The sequence below is a fragment of the Falsiroseomonas algicola genome, assembly GCF_011040385.1.
GTDB lineage: Bacteria > Pseudomonadota > Alphaproteobacteria > Acetobacterales > Acetobacteraceae > Falsiroseomonas > Falsiroseomonas algicola.
The window spans coordinates 490,637-506,167 of sequence record NZ_JAAIKB010000003.1; the positions used below are offsets into that span (position 1 = coordinate 490,637).

Consider the following 15,531-nt stretch of genomic DNA (forward strand, 5'->3'; position numbering starts at 1 on the left):
CGGTCTTTCCTCGGGACTGGCGTTACTGGATGCGCCGCGCTTCGGCGGCGGGCAGGAAGCGGGTATCCAGGATCTCGGCGGCGGCGGGCACGCGGGGCAGGCCGAATCCCTGGGCGACGATGCCGATGGCGCGTTCCAGGCGTTCGGGCGCCACATGGCCGATGCCATTGGCCAGAGCCTCCGGCGTGCGGATCTGGTTGTCGATCACCCATTGCAGGCGTTCGGTCTCCAGCGCCGGGTCCAGCAGGGCTTCCCGCCGCGCGATGTGCTGTACGGCGGCGCGGGGGTCGCGGATCGCCTCCACCCAGCCGCGGGTGATGGCGCGCACCAGCCCGGCCACCACCTGCGGGCGGCGTTCGGCCATCTCGGTCGAGACCAGGATGGAGTTGGACAGCACATCGACCCCGTGGTCGCCGTAATACATGAAGCGGACATCCTCGCGCCGCACGCCGAGGCCCTTCAGCCCGAACCATACCGTGGAATCGAAGCCTGTCACGGCCTCCACATCGCCACGGACCAACAGCGTCTCCCGCAACTGGGGGGTCACGGACTGGAAGTTCACGCGGGCCGGGTCGATGCCGGCCAGCGAAGCGAAGGCAGGAAACAGCCGGAAACCCGTGTCGTTCTGCGGCGCGCCGACCCGGCGGCCGGCCAGATCCTGCGGGCGGGTGATATTGGCGCGCGCCAGGCTGACCACCGCCATGGGCGGGCGGGTGTAGAGCACCATGGCCGTGACCACGCGGCGTTCCGGCTGGCGGGCGGTGAACTCGATCAGCGTGTTGATGTCGCCGAATCCGGCATCATAGGTCCCGGCCGCGATGCGCCCGATGGGGGCGGAGGAACCCTCCCCGGGGTCCATGCGCAGCGTGATGCCTTCCTCCCGGAAGAAGCCGCGATCCTCGGCAAGGAAGAAGGGCGCGTTGGGCCCCTCCAGCCGCCAGTTGAGGATCATGCGCACATTCTCCTGCGCCAAGGCGGGCGCGGCGGCGAGGAGGCCGGCGGCCAGCGCCAGGGCGCGGCGTGCGAGGGCTTTGGGCATGGGCTGCTCCTTTGGCGTGCAGCGTCCCACGCCGCGGCACGGATGCGCGCGGGCGGGACAATGCGTCGCCGCGGTCGTCCGCAAGCCCCATGCCAGGATCAGGTCACGCGCCAGCCGCTCGCGAAATCCTTCAGCCGGTACCAGCCGGTGACGATCGGCATGAACCAGGGCGTGCCGCTGTAGCCCGGCAGGGTCGGCATGGGCATGCGGCTGAAGGCGGAGGCGCGGTTGTCCCCGCCCAGCATCATCCGCGCGGCGACGGTGCCGAGATGCGTCATGGTGACGACGCCGCTGCCATTGCAGCCGAGTGCGTGGTGCACGCCGTCCTGCACGCCGACATGGGGCAGCATGTCGAAGGCGAAGGCGACATTGCCCTTCCAGCCATGGGTGATCCGCACGCCCTGCAGCGCGGGCAGCAGATGGGTCATGTGCTTGTGTAGCCAGCGCGCGCCCACGCGCGGATCGGTGTCGGACAGCGTGGCCCGGCCGCCGAACAGCACGCGGGTGCCGTCCGGCGAGGGGCGGAAATAGTAGAGGATCTTCTTCGTGTCGCCATAGACACGGCCCTTGGGCAGCACCTCCGCCACCCGGTCCCGGCCGATCGCCTCCGACGCCACCATGTAGGAGGCAACTGGCACGACGCGCCGGCGGTGCCAGGGCAGGGCGCCGCCGGTATAGCCATTGGTCGCGACCATGACGTGCCGGGCGCGGATGACGCCCGCGGTGGTGGAAACCAGGAAGCCCGCGCCCTCCCTCGCCAGCCCGTCCACCGTGACGCCGCCCACCAGCGTGGCGCCGGCGCGGCGGGCGGCCTCCGCCAGGCCGCGCGTGTAGCGGGCGGGGTGCAGGCTGGCGGCGCGGTGGTTCACCATGCCGCCGTGGTAGTGGGGCGTGCCGAGTTCCTCCGCCATCCGGGCGCGGGGCAGGATTTCCGCCGTGCCGGGCAGCGCCGCGTTCAGCAGGGCGGCCCGCTTCGCGAGCGTCGCCATCGCGGCCTCGCTATGGGCGCCGACGAAGCGGCCGCAGCGGCGGTAGTCGCAGTCGATCGATTCGCGGGCGAGCAGGGCCTCGAAGGCATCGAAGCTGCCCTCGGCCTCCTCCACCATCTCGGCCAGCAGGGCGGGGTCCAGGCCCTTGGAGACGTCGGATTTGGCGCGGCCGAGGCTGCCGGCGCCGGACAGCGCACCGCCGTTGCGCGATGAGGCACCCCAGCCGATCGCCTCCCGGTCCAGCACCAGCGGCTTCATGCCGCCGCGGGCCAGTTCGAGTGCCGTGGACAGGCCGGTGATGCCGCCGCCGATGATCACCGCATCGGCCTGGTCGGGCAGCGCGGTGACGGTGGGGGAGGGTGGAGCCGCTGCCTCCCACCAATAGGGTGTCGTCTTGAAGCCGGGGGCGAAGACGGCGTCGTCGTTCATGCCGGCCGTCCCGCGCTGCGCGCGAGGTAGAGCGTTGCCGCCACCATGATGAGGGTCCCCCAGACCAGTTCCCAGCCCGGCCTCTCGGCGAAGGCCAGCATCGCGATCACGGCGGAGGCCGGGATCTGCACATATTCGATCGGCGCCAGCAGCCCGACCGGCGCCCGCCGCGCGGCCCAGGAGGCGCAGAAATCACCCAGGATGGCGAGCACCGACCCCGCCACCAGCATGGCCGCAGCGAAGGCGCTCGGCGTCTGCCACACGAAGGCGGAGACCGGGCCCCAGACGATGACGGAGGCCAGCGCGTACCAGGCGACGACGCGGGAGGGCGGCTCCGTGGAAGACAGCGTCTTGACGGCGATCAGCACCAGCGCGCCGGTCAGCCCGCCCAGCAGCGCGGCGAGCGTCCCGGCCGAGACCTCCCCCTGGAAGCCCCCCTGGCCGCCGGCGATGACCAGCACGCCCGTGAAGCCGATGGCGGCCGCGATGGCGCGGTCCCAGCCCACCTTCTCCCCAAGCAGGAGGAAGGCGAGCGGCAGGGCCCAGAGGGGCCGCGCATGCATGATCGCCACCGCATCGGCCAGCGGCAGCCAGAGGATGGCCAGCATATGGACCATGAAGCCGACCAGGCCGGCGGCGCAGCGGAACAGGTGCGCGCCAGGACGGCGCGTCTGCAGCGCGGGCAGGCCCGCCCGCAGCAGCCAGGGCAGCATGACGAGGGTGGTGAAGAGGCCGCGCGCGAAGGGAACGAGGGGGACGGGCAAGCCATCCTGCATGGCAGCCCGGAAGCAGGCGCCCATGGCGGCGAAGGAGAGGCAGCAGGCCAGCATCAGGCCCATGCCTGCCAGCAGCCGCCGCGCTTCGCGTGATTGGTCGCCTTGCGGCGCGGTCCCGGCGTCCATCCCGCCGGAAGGCTAGGCCCGGGAGCGGGCCAGGGAAAGGTGGGGGCGGCCGATCGGGCCGCCCCCGGACCGCTTACCGGCGGTCGGCCGCCAGCTCCGCCTCCAGCTCCTTGATCCGGGCCACGAGGGTGGTCCGCAGCGAGGAGGAGGCGGTGGGCTTCATGCCGGCCAGGGTTTCCTTGAGCTCCGCCAGCAGGCGCTTCTTCTCCTGCGGGCTGCGGCGGATGGGGCGGTTGTCGGAGAACTGGCCCTCATGCGATCGCATCGGCGTGTCCTTCCCGGGCTGTTGTTGAGCGCACGGGTTAGGGGGGAGCCGCGGCGCCGTCAACGCGGGCAGGGGTGCCCGGCCTGCATGCAAGCCGTGTCCAGGATCGTGCCGGATGTTGTCCGGACAGCTTGCCTGAAACGCCGGGGCGGCGCAGATATCACGCCGCGCGGGGTGCCGCGTGACAGGGAAAGACCTCCGGGGAACCAACGCAATGCCGAACACGATCCTCCAAGGCGTGACGCCGTCCCGCCGCGCCCTGATGCTCGGTGCCGCCGGCGCCCTGGCAGCGCCCGGGCTGCTGCGTGCGCAGCCCGCGCCGATCAAGCTCGGCATCCTGCAGCCCGTGACGGGCGCGCTGGCGCAGGATGGCGAATACGGCCGCATCGGCGCCGAACTCGCGATCCAGGAGCTGAACGCGACGGGCGGCATCAAGGCGCTGGGCGGCGCGCAGATCCAGATGGTCTTCGGCGATGCGCGGTCCAACCCCGAAGGCGGCACGGCCGAGGTGGAGCGGATGCAGGCGGAGGGCGTGGTCGCCATCGTCGGCGGCTTCGCGAGCCCGATCTGCCTGGCGGCCAGCCAGGCGGCGTCCCGCTACGACCTGCCCTACATCGTCGATGTCGGCGTCAGCGACCAGATCGTCTCCCGCGGCCTCCGCAACACCTTCCGCTTCAGCCCCGGTGCTGCCAGCATCACCCGCGCGGCACTCGACAATCTGGTCAAGCTGAACGATGCGGCCGGTAAGCCCGCCAAGACCGTGGTGCTGGTGCATGAGGACGGGCTGTTCGGCACGGGTGCCGCGCGCACCATGCAGGCCGAACTGCCGCCGCGCGGCTTCGAGATCCTGGAGACGATCAGCCACCCGTCGCCGGCGCGCGACATGTCCAACATCGCGCTGCGCATCCGCAGCCTGAACCCGGACCTGATCATCCCGTCCAGCTACTACAGCGAATTCGTGCTGCTGAGCCGCACGCTGCAGCAGCGCCGCATCCGGCCGAAGGGCATCTACGCCATCCTGAACGGCGCTGCCTCCAACTACCGCTTCGTGCGCGAATTCCCGGATGCCGCGAACCTGGTCATGGACGTCAATCACTGGGCCGATCCGCGCAAGCCGAAGACGGCGGAGCTGCGCCGGATGGTGGAGGCGCAGAACCGCTTCTGGCTGTTCAACGTGCCGATGAACTACTCCGCCGTGATGCTGGTGGCGGATGCGCTGGAGCGTGCCGGCCGCGCCGACCGCAACGCGGTGATCGAGGCGCTGGCCAAGACCGATGGCAGCTTCACGCGCCACATCATGCCCTATGGCCCGACCAACTTCGTGAACGGCCAGAACCAGGGCGGCCAGGCCGTGAACACGCAGATCCAGAACAACGACGTGAAGGTGATCTTCCCGACGGAGTTCGCGGACGCGCAGCCGATCTTCCCCTGGCCGGCCGGCTGATCCTTGCATTCCCTTCCGCTGGAGATCGTGCTGGAGGCCGTGGCGAACGGCCTCCTCACCGGGGCCGTCTACGGGCTGGTCGCGCTCGGCCTCACGCTCGTCTATGGCGTGCTGCACATCATCAACTTCGCCCATGGCGCGCTGTTGACCATGGCGATGTATGCGGCCTGGGTGGCGTGGTCGGCCTTCGGGCTCGACCCCTATGTGGCGATCCTGCCGCTGGTGCCGATCTTCTTCGCGGTCGGCTACCTGCTGCAGCGCTTCGTCATCATGCCGGCCAGCCAGGGCGATGACAGCAACATCCTGCTGGTGACGCTCGGGCTTTCCATCGTGCTGGAGAACGCGATGCTCGCGATCTTCCGATCCGACACGCTCTCGGTCCAGGTGCCCTACGCGATGGAGGTGATCGAGGCCGGGCCGATGCTGCTGTCCTTCCCCCGCGTCGTCGGCTTCGGCGTGACGCTGGCGGTGGCGGTGGTGCTGTTCCTCGTGCTGACGCGCACGGACACCGGCCGCGCCATGCGGGCGGTGGCGAAGGAGAGGACGGGTGCCGCGCTGGTCGGCATCGATGTGCGCCACGTCTATGCCGTGACCTTCGCCATCGGCTGCGCCTGCCTGGCGATCTCCGCCTGCCTGCTGCTGCCTTCCTTCTACGTGAACCCGCGCGTGGGCAACGCCTTCGTGCTGGTGGCCTTCACCATCGTCGTGCTGGGCGGCATGGGCAGCGTGCCGGGCGCGCTGCTGGGCGGGCTGTTCATCGGCGTGGTGGAGAGCCTGTCCGGCCTCTATCTCGGCGACAGCCTGGGGCAGCTCGGCATTTTCGTGATCTTCATCCTGGTGCTGCTGTTCCGGCCGACCGGGCTGTTCGGGGCGCGCGCGTGAAGGACCGTCAGCTCGCGCTCATCCTGGGTTTCGCGGCGGTGGCGGCGCTGGTGCCGTTCTTCGTCACCGCCGGCACCTGGCTGAACTTCGCGGTGTTCACGCTGATCCTGTGCCTGGCGGCGCAGGGCTGGAACATCCTGGGCGGCTATGGCGGGCAGTACAGCTTCGGCCACGCCGCCTTCTTCGGCACCACGGCCTATCTGACCGCGGTGCTGCAGTCCCGCTACGGGATCAACCCCTATGCGGCCTTCGCCATCGGCATCGCCGCCGCGGCGGCGGTGGGCTGGGTGATCGGCTTCCTCTCCTTCCGTTCCGGCCTCAAGGGCAGCTATTTCGCGCTGGTGACCCTGGCCTTCGCGGAGGTGTTCCGCGTGGTCGCCAACGCCTCCGACATCACCGGCGGCGCGGCTGGCACGCTGATCAAGCTCGATGTCCGGCCGGAGAACTTCCAGTTCGCCTCCCGCGGTACCTTCTTCTGGGTGGTGCTGGCGATGGTGGTGCTGGCCATGCTGCTGACCCGCGCGCTGGAACGCTCGCGGCTCGGCGCGCAGATGGTGGCGGTGCGAGAGAATGAGGATGCGGCCCGCGCGCTCGGCGTCGATGCGTTGCAGGTGAAGCTCTCGGCCATCGCGCTGTCGGCGGCCATCACGGGGGCGGCGGGCGGGCTCTACGCGCAATACTTCCTCTACCTCGACGCCACCATCGCCTATGGCACCTGGATCAGCGTGGAGGCGTTGCTGGCGCCGATCGTGGGTGGCGCGGGCACGGTGTTCGGGCCGGTCGTCGGCTCCATCGTGCTGCACAGCCTCTCCGAATTCACCAAGAGCCTGGTGGGCCGCATTCCCGGCATCGACCTGGTCATCTTCGGCATCATGCTGATCCTGGTGGTGCGCTTCCCGCCGCGGAACATACCCGGGCTGATCCGGCGCTGGAGGTCGGGCCGATGATCGAAGCCGATCCCGCCTTCCTCGCCGTGCGCAACGTGTCCATGCGCTTCGGCGGTCTGCTCGCCGTCTCCGATGCCTCCTTCTTCGTGAAGGAGGGGAGCATCACGGGCCTGATCGGGCCGAATGGCGCGGGGAAGACGACGCTCTTCGCCATCGTCTCCGGCTTCCAGAAGCCGACGAGTGGCCACGTGCTGTGGAAGGGGGAGGAGATCACGGCGCGCCCGCCCCACCTGCTGGCCCGCGCAGGCATCGCGCGCACCTTCCAGATCGTGCAGCCTTTCGCGGGGCTCAGCGTGCGGGAGAACATCGCGGTCGGCGCCTTCCTGCGTCACGCGAAACGCGACGATGCGATCGCGCTGGCGGAGAAGGTGGCGGAGCGTGTCGGGCTGACGGCGGAACTCGACAAGCCCGCGGCGGCACTGACCGTGGCGGGCCGCAAGCGTGTCGAGTTGGCGAAGGCGTTGGCGACGGAGCCGAAGCTGCTGCTGCTGGATGAGGTGCTGGCCGGCCTCAACCCCAGCGAGGTGCGCGACATTGTCCCCGTGGTGCGCGCCATCCGCGATTCCGGCGTGACGGTGCTGATGATCGAGCATGTGATGCAGGCCGTGATGAACCTGTGTGAGGCCGTGCATGTGCTGGCGCAGGGCCGCATCATCGCCAGCGGCACGCCGGCGGAGGTGGTGGCCACTCCCGCCGTCGTCGAAGCCTATCTGGGTCACGGCGCGGCGACGCGCCTGTCAGGCCAGCGCGATGCTTGAGGTCAGGGGTCTGGTCGCGGGCTATGGCCTGACCCGCGTGCTGGAAGGCGTCTCGCTGGAGGTGGAGGCCGGCGAGATCGTGGCCGTGCTGGGATCGAACGGCGCGGGCAAGACGACGCTGAACATGACCATCAGCGGCCTCGTGAAGCCGCGGGCTGGCGAGGTGCTGTTCGATGGCCAGCGCATCACCGGCCTCTCGCCGGCGCAGGTGATGGAGCGCGGACTGATCCAGGTGCCGGAGGGGCGCAAGATCTTCCCGAACCTGACGGTGCGGGAGAACCTCGAGCTCGGCTCCTACCGCCGCGCCAAGCCCAACCGCGCCCGGAACATCGAGAAGGTCTTCGCCACCTTCCCGCGGCTGCGGGAACGCGTGGCGCAGGCGGCGGGGACGCTGTCGGGTGGTGAGCAGCAGATGCTCGCCATCGGCCGCGGCATGATGGCGGAGCCTCGGCTGCTGATCCTGGACGAGCCCTCGCTCGGCCTATCGCCGCTGCTGGTTGAGGAGATGTTCGCGCTGATCCGCAAGCTGCATGGCGAGGGGCTCGCCATCATGCTGGTGGAGCAGAACGTCGCGCAGTCCCTGGAGATCGCGGACCGTGCCTATGTGCTGGAACACGGCGTCTTCGCGCTGTCCGGCACCGCGGCGCGGGTGCGGGACGATCCGGAATTGAAGCGGGCCTATCTGGGCCTGTAGCGGGGAAGGAAACAAAGCCATGGCCATGCTGACGCCGGGGGTCGCCGCCGCGACCGAGCTGCTCGCCACGCCACCCTCGCCATGGCTGGGCGAATGGTCGCGCTTCGCGGCCAAGCTGCGCTTCACCGACCTCTCCGGCGACGTCGTCGCCCGCACGCGCCTCGCGCTGCTGGACTGCATCGGGGCGATCGCGTCGGGCGCGCAGGAGCCGGAATGCCAGGCGCTGGCGGCCCGGATGATCGCGCGGGAAGGCGGCGGCGATGCGCCGGTCATCGGCTACGCCGGTGGCGCGCGGCCAGGCACCGCGGCCTTCCTGAACGGCACCGCCGGCACGATGCTGGAACTGGATGAGGGCAACCAGTATGCCCGCGGCCATCCCGCCATTCATGTCGTCCCCGCGCTGCTCGCGGCACCCCGCGGCGATGGCGCGGCGCTGCTGACGGGCCTCGCGCTGGGCTACGAGATGGGCAGCCGCGTCGGCATCGCGAGCAAGCTCAACGTCGCGATGCATCCGCATGGCACCTGGGGCACGCTCGGCGCCGCGACAGGCATCGCCAAGCTGCATGGCGCAACGGCGGAGGAGTTCCGCGGCGTCATCAACATGGCCTCCACGCTCGGCCTGGCCACGTCGCGCAAGACGATGCTGGAGGGCGGCACGGTGCGGAACACCTATGCCGGCGTCGCCAACATGCTCGGCATCACGGTGTGGGATCTGGTGCGCGCGGGCTTCGAGGGCGAGCGTGACGGCGTCGCCACCATCTTCGGCCATGTGAGTGCCAACGACTTCCGGCCGGAGGAGATGGTGGCGGAGCTCGGCACCCGGTGGGAGATCGCACGCAACTATTTCAAGCGCCACGCCGCCTGCCGCTACACCCATGGCGCGCTGGACGCGATGGCGAAGATCGTGGCGGAGCACGGCCCGCTGACGCCGGACCAGGTGAAGGCGGTGCAGGTGCACACCTATGTGTGGGCGGCGCAGCTCGATAGCCCCGCGGCGCCCAACATGCTGGCCGCCAAGTTCAGCATTCCCTTCGCCATCGCGACCTTCATCCGCCACGGCGCCGCGACCGTGCCCGCCTTCCGCGGCCCGGCGCGGGAGGATCCCGTGACGCTCGCGCTCGCGCAGCGCGTGGCGGTGGATGAGGATGCGGCGATGACGGCCATGCTGCCGGGTCTCCGCCCTGCGCGCGTCGCCATCACGCTGAACGATGGCCGCGTGCTGAGCGCGGAGGTCACGACCAATCGCGGCGATACCGAGGACCCCTTCACGGAGGCCGAGGTGCGCGAAAAATTCCATGACCTGGCTGACCCGATCTATGGACGCGATCGCGCCAAGGCGATCGAGGAAGCGGTGCTCGCGATGGGCCCGCATGTCGAAGCGACTTCACTGGTGGAATTGCTGGCACGATGAGTCTTGCTGATGTCCGCGAGCGCGGGGCGCTCGACGCCGTGACGCTTGCCGTCCTCAAGGGACGGCTTGAGCAGATCGCCGACGAGATGGACGCGACGCTCTATCGCAGCGCCTTCAACCCGATCATCGCGGAGGCGCGCGACGCCTGCCACGGCATCTATCACGCGGAGACCGGCGCCACGCTGGTGCAGGGCACGAAGGGGCTGCCGATCTTCGTCGGCGCCATGTCCTTCGCCGTGCAGGCCGTCATCAAGCGGGTGCAGGCGGGCGCCGGGCTGGAGCCCGGCGACACCTTCATCTTCAACGACCCCTATGAGGGCGGCACGCACCTCAACGACTTCCGGCTGGTTCGGCCGCTGTTCCGGAACGGGCAGCTCTTCTGCTGGCTGGCGAGCGTTGGCCATTGGCTCGACATCGGCGGCAACGTGCCCGGCAACTACAATCCGCGCGCGACGGAAAGCCACCAGGAAGGCGTGCGCTTCCCGCCGGTGAAGCTGATCCGCGCCGGCGTGATGCAGCAGGACATCCTCGATATCCTCGCCGCCAACAGCCGCGTGCCGCAATCCAACTGGGGCGATCTGAACGGCCAGCTGAATGCGCTCGACCTCGGCGAGCGGCGGCTTTCCGCGCTGCTGGACGAGACGGGCGAGACGACGGTGGAAGCCGCCTTCGTGGCGCTGGCGGATCGCGCCGCGGCGCTGATGCAGGCGGAGGTCGAGGCGCTGCCCGATGGCGACTACGCCTTCGAGGACTATCTCGACAATGATGGCGTGACGGATGAGCGGCTGGTCATCGCGCTGGACATGAAGGTGCGCGGCGGGTCGATGCTGCTGGACTTCTCCCGCAGTTCCGACGCCTGCCTCGGCCCGATCAACATCAGCCGCGCGACGACGGTCGCGGCCTGCTACGTCGCGCTGAAGCATGCCTTCCCGGATGTGCCGGCGAATGCGGGCGTGCTGCGGCCGATCGAGTTCGTCATCCCCGACAATTCGCTGCTGGGTGTTGGCCCGCCGCGGCCGGTCGCGGGCTACACCGAGACGATCCTGCGGCTGATCGGCGTGATCTTCGGCGCGCTCGGCAAGGCCGTGCCGGAACGCGCGACGGCGGCGCCCTTCGGCACCATCAACGCGCTGTCGCTGTCGGGGCAGCGCAAGGACGGCACGCGCTGGGTGATGTTCTCCTTCTTCGGCGGCGGGCTCGGCGGCAATCCGGAATCGGATGGGCTGCACCACGCGAACAACCCGATCTCGACGGCGACGATCCCGCCGGCGGAGATCCTGGAAGCCGCCTATCCCGTGATGTTCACGCAATGGGCGCTGAGGCCGGATAGTGGCGGTGCCGGGCTGCATCGCGGCGGCGTCGGCGCTGTCTATGAGATCGAGGCGCTGTCGCCTGGTACGACGGAAGTGGCGCTGCTCGGCGAGCGTGGCCGCTACGCGCCCTTCGGCGTCAGCGGCGGCCAACCGGCGGCGCTCAACACCTTCGCCTGGCAGTCGAAGGACGGCTGGAACACGCCGCCCATGGCCAGCAAGATCGTCGGCGTGAAGATCGAGGCCGGGCAACGCGTGCGCCTCGAAGCGCCGGGCGGCGGCGGATGGGGCGACCCGATGCAGCGGCCGCGCGACGCTGTCGCACGGGACATCAGGCTTGGCTTCGTCAGCGCGGAACGCGCGGCACAGGACTACGGATACCGGGCATGAGCAGCGCACCGATTGTTGGCGTGGACGTCGGCGGGACCTTCACCGACCTCTTCCTCTACGACCCCGGCACCAGCAGCTTCCGCACCGCCAAGGTGCCGTCGAATCGTGGTGACGAGGCCGTGGGCTTCATGAATGGCCTGCGCGCCCTCGGCGGCCCCGCGGGGTTCGAGGCGATCGTGCATGGCACGACCGTCGGCACCAATGCGCTGCTGGAGCGCAAGGGTGCCAGGCTCGGCGTCATCACCACCGCGGGCTTCCGCGACGTGCTGGAAATGCGGCGGCGGGACCGGCGCAACACCTGGGGCCTCTGGGGCGACTTCACGCCGATCACCGACCGCGACCTGCGGGTCGAGGTGCCGGAGCGCATGCTGGCCGATGGCACGATCCACACGCCGGTCGATATCGCGGCGGTGGAAGCGGCGGCGCGCGACCTGCTGGCGCGCGGTGCGGAGGCCTGCGCCATCGTCTTCATCAACGCCTATGCGAACGGGGCGAGTGAGGCCGCGGCGGCGAAGGCCGTGCGCGCCATCTGGCCGACGCCGCATGTCAGCGTGAGCAGCGAGATCCTGCCGGAGATCCGGGAGTTCGAGCGCGCTTCGACGACGGGCCTCAACGCCTATCTGCAACCAGGCGTCGCGAGCTATCTCGGCAAGCTGGAAGGCGCGCTGGGCGAAGCCGGTTTCGGCGGGCGCTTTCACATCGTGCAGTCGAATGGCGGCATCATGTCCACCGCCACGGCGCGCAGCGTGCCGGTGCGCACGGCGCTGTCGGGCCCCGCGGCCGGCGTGATCGCGGCGGCGGCGATCGCCAAGGCGGCGGGGTTCGAGAACGCCATCACCTGCGACCTCGGCGGCACCTCCTTCGACGTCTCGCTGGTGGCGGGCGGTGAGATGGCGCTCGCGGCGCAGGCGACCATTGATTTCGGGCTGGTGATCCGCAGCCCGATGATCGAGATCACGACCATCGGCGCTGGCGGCGGCTCCATCGCGCATGTCGATCGCGGCGGCCTGCTGCAGGTCGGCCCGGAAAGCGCGGGCAGCCGGCCAGGTCCTGTCTGTTATGGCCAGGGCAATACGCGGCCGACGCTGACGGATGCCAATGTCGTGCTCGGCCGCATCAATGCGGACAAGCCGATCGGTGGCGCGCTGTCACGCCTGGATGTCGAAGGCGCCAAGGCCGCGCTGTTGAAGCATGTCGGCGATCCGCTCGGCATCGATGCCATGGCGGCGGCGGAGGCCGTGGTGCGCGTCGCCAATGCGAAGATGGCCGGCGCCATCAGGCTCGTCTCCATTGAGCGGGGGCATGATCCGCAGAAATTCGTGGCGCTGCCCTTCGGCGGCGGCGGCGCACTGCATGTCGGCGCGCTGATCAAGGAAGTGGGCCTCCAGGCCGCGCTGGTGCCGCGCTTCCCGGGCGTGACGAGTGCCATCGGCTGCGTCATCGCCGATGTTCGGCACGACCAGGTGCGCACGCTGAACCTCAATCTCGATGGCATCGACGCCGCGTCGCTCGATCGCCGCATGGTGGAGGAGGCGACCGCCGCGCGCGCCGTGGTGGAGGGTGCAGGCCTGCCGGTGGAGCGGATCGAGGTCCGCTTCGAACTCGACATGCACTATGCCGGCCAGACTCACACGGTCGGCGTGCCGCTGCCCCTGCATGTCGTGAACGGCACGACGGGCGTCAGCGAAGCCATCATCCGCATGGCCTTCGAAGCCGCCTATCAGACCGCCTTCAGCCGCCTTCTGCCGGGCCTCGGCATCCGCATCGTCTCGCTGCGCACAGCGGCCATCGGCATCCGCCCGGATTTCGACCTGACGACGCTGGCGCCCCCAAAGGACGCGACCGTGGAAGGTGCGGCGCGCGGTGCGCGGCAGGTGTGGTTCGATGGCGCCTGGCATACGGCCACGGTGTGGTCGCGGCTTGACCTGCCGGAGGGATCGCGCGTCCATGGCCCGGCGATCCTGGAGCAGGGCGATGCGACGGTCGTCGTCGATCCCGACCTGGTCGCGCGCACCGACCGCTTCGGCAACCTCATCATCGAACGGGAGTGACGGCGATGGCCGAGGCCGCGATCCCCATCAGCCAGACCGCGCTGCTGCTCTGCGATCTGCAGAACGATTTCGTTCATTCCGATGGCGCCTATGGCCGCGCCGGATACACCGCGGCAGCGATTGCAGCGATTCCGGCGCGCCTGAAACCCCTGGCGGATGCGATGCGGGCCAAGGGCGGGTGGATCGCCTCCACGCATTTCACGCTCTTCACCGGCAAGGGTGGCGAGCCCTGGATCGACCCGCACCTCAAGGCGATGCGGCCCTTCCTCAAGAAGGGCGACTTCGTCATGGGCGGTTGGGGGCATCAGGTGGTGGAGGAACTCGCGCCGTCCGACCTGCCCGTCGAGAAGGTGGGCTATGACGCCTTCTACCAGACGCGGCTTGAATGGGTGCTGCGCAAGGCGGGCATCCGCAAGCTGCTGGTCAGCGGCATCGTGACGAATGGCGGCGTCGCTTCCACGGTGCGCGGCGCGCATGTGCGGGAGTTCGAGGTGACGGTGCTGGAGGACGCCTGCGCCGCCTTCACGGAGGGGCTGCACAGCACGGCGATCGAGGCGCTGCGGCCCGTGGCGAAGATCAGCACCATCGCCGAGGAGCTGGCGAAGCTGCCATGAGCATCGGCCGCGTCGTCACCGAAGCCGATCCGGCCTTCGAGATCGAAGTCCCCGTGGCCATCATCGGCGCCGGCGCGGCGGGGCTGGTGGCGGCACTCTCCTGCCTCGATGGGGGGGTGGAACCGCTGCTGCTGGAACGCGATCCGGTGCCGCGCGGCAGCACCTCGCTCAGCGCGGGCCTCATCCCGGCCGCGGGCACGCGCTTCCAGCGCGCGCATGGCATCGAGGATGATGTCGAGACCTTCGCCCGCGACATCCAGAGGAAGGCGCATGGCCAGGCGGAGCCCACCACCGTGCGGACGGTGGCGGAGAATGCGGGCTGTGCCATCGAATGGCTGGCGGATCGCCATGGGCTCGACTTCTCCGTCGTGCACGACTTCTCCTACCCCGGCCACACGCATCGTCGCATGCATGGCCTGCCGAGCCGGAGCGGGGCGGAACTCGTGGATCGGCTGCGCAGCGCGGCGGAGACGGCGGGCGTGCCGCTGCTGACGGAAGCGCGCGTGACGACGCTGGTCGCGGACCAAGCCGGGCGCCTGCGCGGCCTGGTCGCGACTCGGCCTGATGGCAGCGAGGAGCGCATCGGCGCCAAGGCCATCGTGCTTGCCTGCTGCGGCTATGCCGGCAACAAGGAACTCGTGCGCAAATACATCCCGGAGCTCGCGGAGGCCGTCTATTTCGGCCATCCCGGGAATGAGGGCGAAGCGCTGTCCTGGGGCGAGCAGATCGGTGCGCAACTCCGCGACATGACGGGGCACCAGGGCCACGGCTCGGTCGCGCATCCCCAGGGCATCCTCGTCTCCTGGGCCGTCATCATGGAAGGCGGCTTCCAGGTGAACGTCGAGGGGCGACGCTTCTGGAACGAATCCTCGGGCTATTCCGAGGCGGGCGTGGCCGTGATGGGCCAGCCCGGCTCCATCGCCTGGGATGTCTTCGACAGCCGCATCGCCGGCGTCACCGCGCAGTTCGAGGATTTCCGGCAGGCGCAGGCGCAGGGCGCGGTGATCAGCGCGGACACGCCCGCAGCACTCGCGCGGCTGATGAAGCTGCCGGAGGACGCCTTCCTCGCCACCTTCGAGGACGTCTCTCGCCTGAAGCGGGACGGCGCCACGGATGGCTTCGGCCGCAACTGGCAGGGTGTGGCGCCGCTCGCCGGGCCGCTCTGCGCGGTGCGGGTCACCGGCGCGCTGTTTCACAGCCAGGGCGGGCTGGTGGTGGATGAGGCGGCGCGCGTGCGGCTTGCCGCGGGCGGGATCATCCCCAACCTCTTCGCCGCCGGCGGCGCGGCCTGCGGCGTTTCCGGGCCGGAGGCCGGCGGCTACCTCTCCGGCAATGGCCTGCTCAGTGCCGTCACGCTGGGGCGCATCGCGGGGCAGGGGGCCGCCGCGGTCGCCGCGACCGACTAA

Annotated in this window: 14 protein-coding genes; 10 read left to right on the forward strand and 4 right to left on the reverse strand. The window is 70.0% G+C overall.

What is annotated here, in order from left to right; genetic code table 11:
* Positions 1-22: 22 nt before the first annotated feature.
* The 4 genes from G3576_RS10885 to G3576_RS10900 form a co-directional block, all read right to left on the reverse strand.
* Positions 23-1,039, reverse strand: a complete 1,017-nt coding sequence (locus G3576_RS10885; protein ID WP_164694401.1) for an ABC transporter substrate-binding protein — start codon at positions 1,037-1,039, stop codon at positions 23-25.
* Between the two features lie 98 nt (positions 1,040-1,137).
* Complete coding sequence (locus G3576_RS10890; RefSeq protein ID WP_164694402.1) at positions 1,138-2,457, reverse strand: NAD(P)/FAD-dependent oxidoreductase; 1,320 nt, start codon at positions 2,455-2,457, stop codon at positions 1,138-1,140.
* Positions 2,454-3,359: a DMT family transporter gene (locus tag G3576_RS10895; RefSeq protein ID WP_235951742.1), complete on the reverse strand. Its 906-nt coding sequence runs from the start codon at positions 3,357-3,359 to the stop codon at positions 2,454-2,456. The genes G3576_RS10890 and G3576_RS10895 overlap by 4 nt, the downstream gene beginning before the upstream one ends.
* Before the next feature lie 73 nt (positions 3,360-3,432).
* Entirely contained in the window at positions 3,433-3,624 is a 192-nt protein-coding gene (locus tag G3576_RS10900; RefSeq protein ID WP_092960708.1) for a hypothetical protein, read from the reverse strand.
* Between the two features lie 214 nt (positions 3,625-3,838).
* Between G3576_RS10900 and G3576_RS10905 the strand changes: the two genes are divergently transcribed.
* From G3576_RS10905 to G3576_RS10950, 10 genes are read left to right on the forward strand one after another with little or no spacing between them, the layout of a single operon-like run.
* Positions 3,839-5,068, forward strand: coding sequence for an ABC transporter substrate-binding protein (locus G3576_RS10905; RefSeq protein ID WP_164694403.1), 1,230 nt, complete (start codon positions 3,839-3,841; stop codon positions 5,066-5,068).
* Between the two features lie 3 nt (positions 5,069-5,071).
* Positions 5,072-5,950: a branched-chain amino acid ABC transporter permease gene (locus tag G3576_RS10910; protein ID WP_235951744.1), complete on the forward strand. Its 879-nt coding sequence runs from the start codon at positions 5,072-5,074 to the stop codon at positions 5,948-5,950.
* Positions 5,947-6,897 (forward strand): branched-chain amino acid ABC transporter permease, encoded by a 951-nt coding sequence (locus G3576_RS10915; protein WP_164694404.1) that lies wholly within the window; start codon positions 5,947-5,949, stop codon positions 6,895-6,897. The genes G3576_RS10910 and G3576_RS10915 overlap by 4 nt, the downstream gene beginning before the upstream one ends.
* Positions 6,894-7,655 (forward strand): ABC transporter ATP-binding protein, encoded by a 762-nt coding sequence (locus tag G3576_RS10920; RefSeq protein ID WP_164694405.1) that lies wholly within the window; start codon positions 6,894-6,896, stop codon positions 7,653-7,655. Before G3576_RS10915 ends, G3576_RS10920 begins: the two co-directional genes overlap by 4 nt.
* A complete protein-coding gene (locus tag G3576_RS10925) occupies positions 7,648-8,349 on the forward strand; it encodes an ABC transporter ATP-binding protein (protein WP_164694406.1) in 702 nt (233 codons plus the stop codon). Before G3576_RS10920 ends, G3576_RS10925 begins: the two co-directional genes overlap by 8 nt.
* A gap of 19 nt (positions 8,350-8,368) precedes the next feature.
* The gene (locus G3576_RS10930) at positions 8,369-9,760 is read left to right on the forward strand and encodes an MmgE/PrpD family protein (RefSeq protein ID WP_164694407.1); all 1,392 of its coding nucleotides are present in this window, start codon (positions 8,369-8,371) and stop codon (positions 9,758-9,760) included.
* The gene (locus tag G3576_RS10935; RefSeq protein ID WP_164694408.1) at positions 9,757-11,460 is read left to right on the forward strand and encodes a hydantoinase B/oxoprolinase family protein; all 1,704 of its coding nucleotides are present in this window, start codon (positions 9,757-9,759) and stop codon (positions 11,458-11,460) included. Before G3576_RS10930 ends, G3576_RS10935 begins: the two co-directional genes overlap by 4 nt.
* Positions 11,457-13,511: a hydantoinase/oxoprolinase family protein gene (locus G3576_RS10940; RefSeq protein ID WP_164694409.1), complete on the forward strand. Its 2,055-nt coding sequence runs from the start codon at positions 11,457-11,459 to the stop codon at positions 13,509-13,511. Before G3576_RS10935 ends, G3576_RS10940 begins: the two co-directional genes overlap by 4 nt.
* Before the next feature lie 5 nt (positions 13,512-13,516).
* Entirely contained in the window at positions 13,517-14,125 is a 609-nt protein-coding gene (locus G3576_RS10945) for a cysteine hydrolase (protein ID WP_164694410.1), read from the forward strand.
* Positions 14,122-15,531 carry an FAD-dependent oxidoreductase gene (locus G3576_RS10950; RefSeq protein ID WP_164694411.1) on the forward strand — a complete coding sequence of 470 codons (1,410 nt, stop codon included), beginning with the start codon at positions 14,122-14,124 and terminating at the stop codon, positions 15,529-15,531. Before G3576_RS10945 ends, G3576_RS10950 begins: the two co-directional genes overlap by 4 nt.

What these genes read in the sequence shown, in the direction of transcription:
- G3576_RS10885 (WP_164694401.1), bottom strand. Translation starts at nt 1,039, where the DNA reads ATGCCCAAAGCCCTCGCACGCCGCGCCCTGGCGCTGGCCGCCGGCCTC.
- G3576_RS10890 (WP_164694402.1), bottom strand. Translation starts at nt 2,457, where the DNA reads ATGAACGACGACGCCGTCTTCGCCCCCGGCTTCAAGACGACACCCTAT.
- G3576_RS10895 (WP_235951742.1), bottom strand. Translation starts at nt 3,359, where the DNA reads ATGGACGCCGGGACCGCGCCGCAAGGCGACCAATCACGCGAAGCGCGG.
- G3576_RS10900 (WP_092960708.1), bottom strand. Translation starts at nt 3,624, where the DNA reads ATGCGATCGCATGAGGGCCAGTTCTCCGACAACCGCCCCATCCGCCGC.
- G3576_RS10905 (WP_164694403.1), top strand. Translation starts at nt 3,839, where the DNA reads ATGCCGAACACGATCCTCCAAGGCGTGACGCCGTCCCGCCGCGCCCTG.
- G3576_RS10920 (WP_164694405.1), top strand. Translation starts at nt 6,894, where the DNA reads ATGATCGAAGCCGATCCCGCCTTCCTCGCCGTGCGCAACGTGTCCATG.
- G3576_RS10925 (WP_164694406.1), top strand. Translation starts at nt 7,648, where the DNA reads ATGCTTGAGGTCAGGGGTCTGGTCGCGGGCTATGGCCTGACCCGCGTG.
- G3576_RS10930 (WP_164694407.1), top strand. Translation starts at nt 8,369, where the DNA reads ATGGCCATGCTGACGCCGGGGGTCGCCGCCGCGACCGAGCTGCTCGCC.
- G3576_RS10935 (WP_164694408.1), top strand. Translation starts at nt 9,757, where the DNA reads ATGAGTCTTGCTGATGTCCGCGAGCGCGGGGCGCTCGACGCCGTGACG.
- G3576_RS10940 (WP_164694409.1), top strand. Translation starts at nt 11,457, where the DNA reads ATGAGCAGCGCACCGATTGTTGGCGTGGACGTCGGCGGGACCTTCACC.
- G3576_RS10945 (WP_164694410.1), top strand. Translation starts at nt 13,517, where the DNA reads ATGGCCGAGGCCGCGATCCCCATCAGCCAGACCGCGCTGCTGCTCTGC.
- G3576_RS10950 (WP_164694411.1), top strand. Translation starts at nt 14,122, where the DNA reads ATGAGCATCGGCCGCGTCGTCACCGAAGCCGATCCGGCCTTCGAGATC.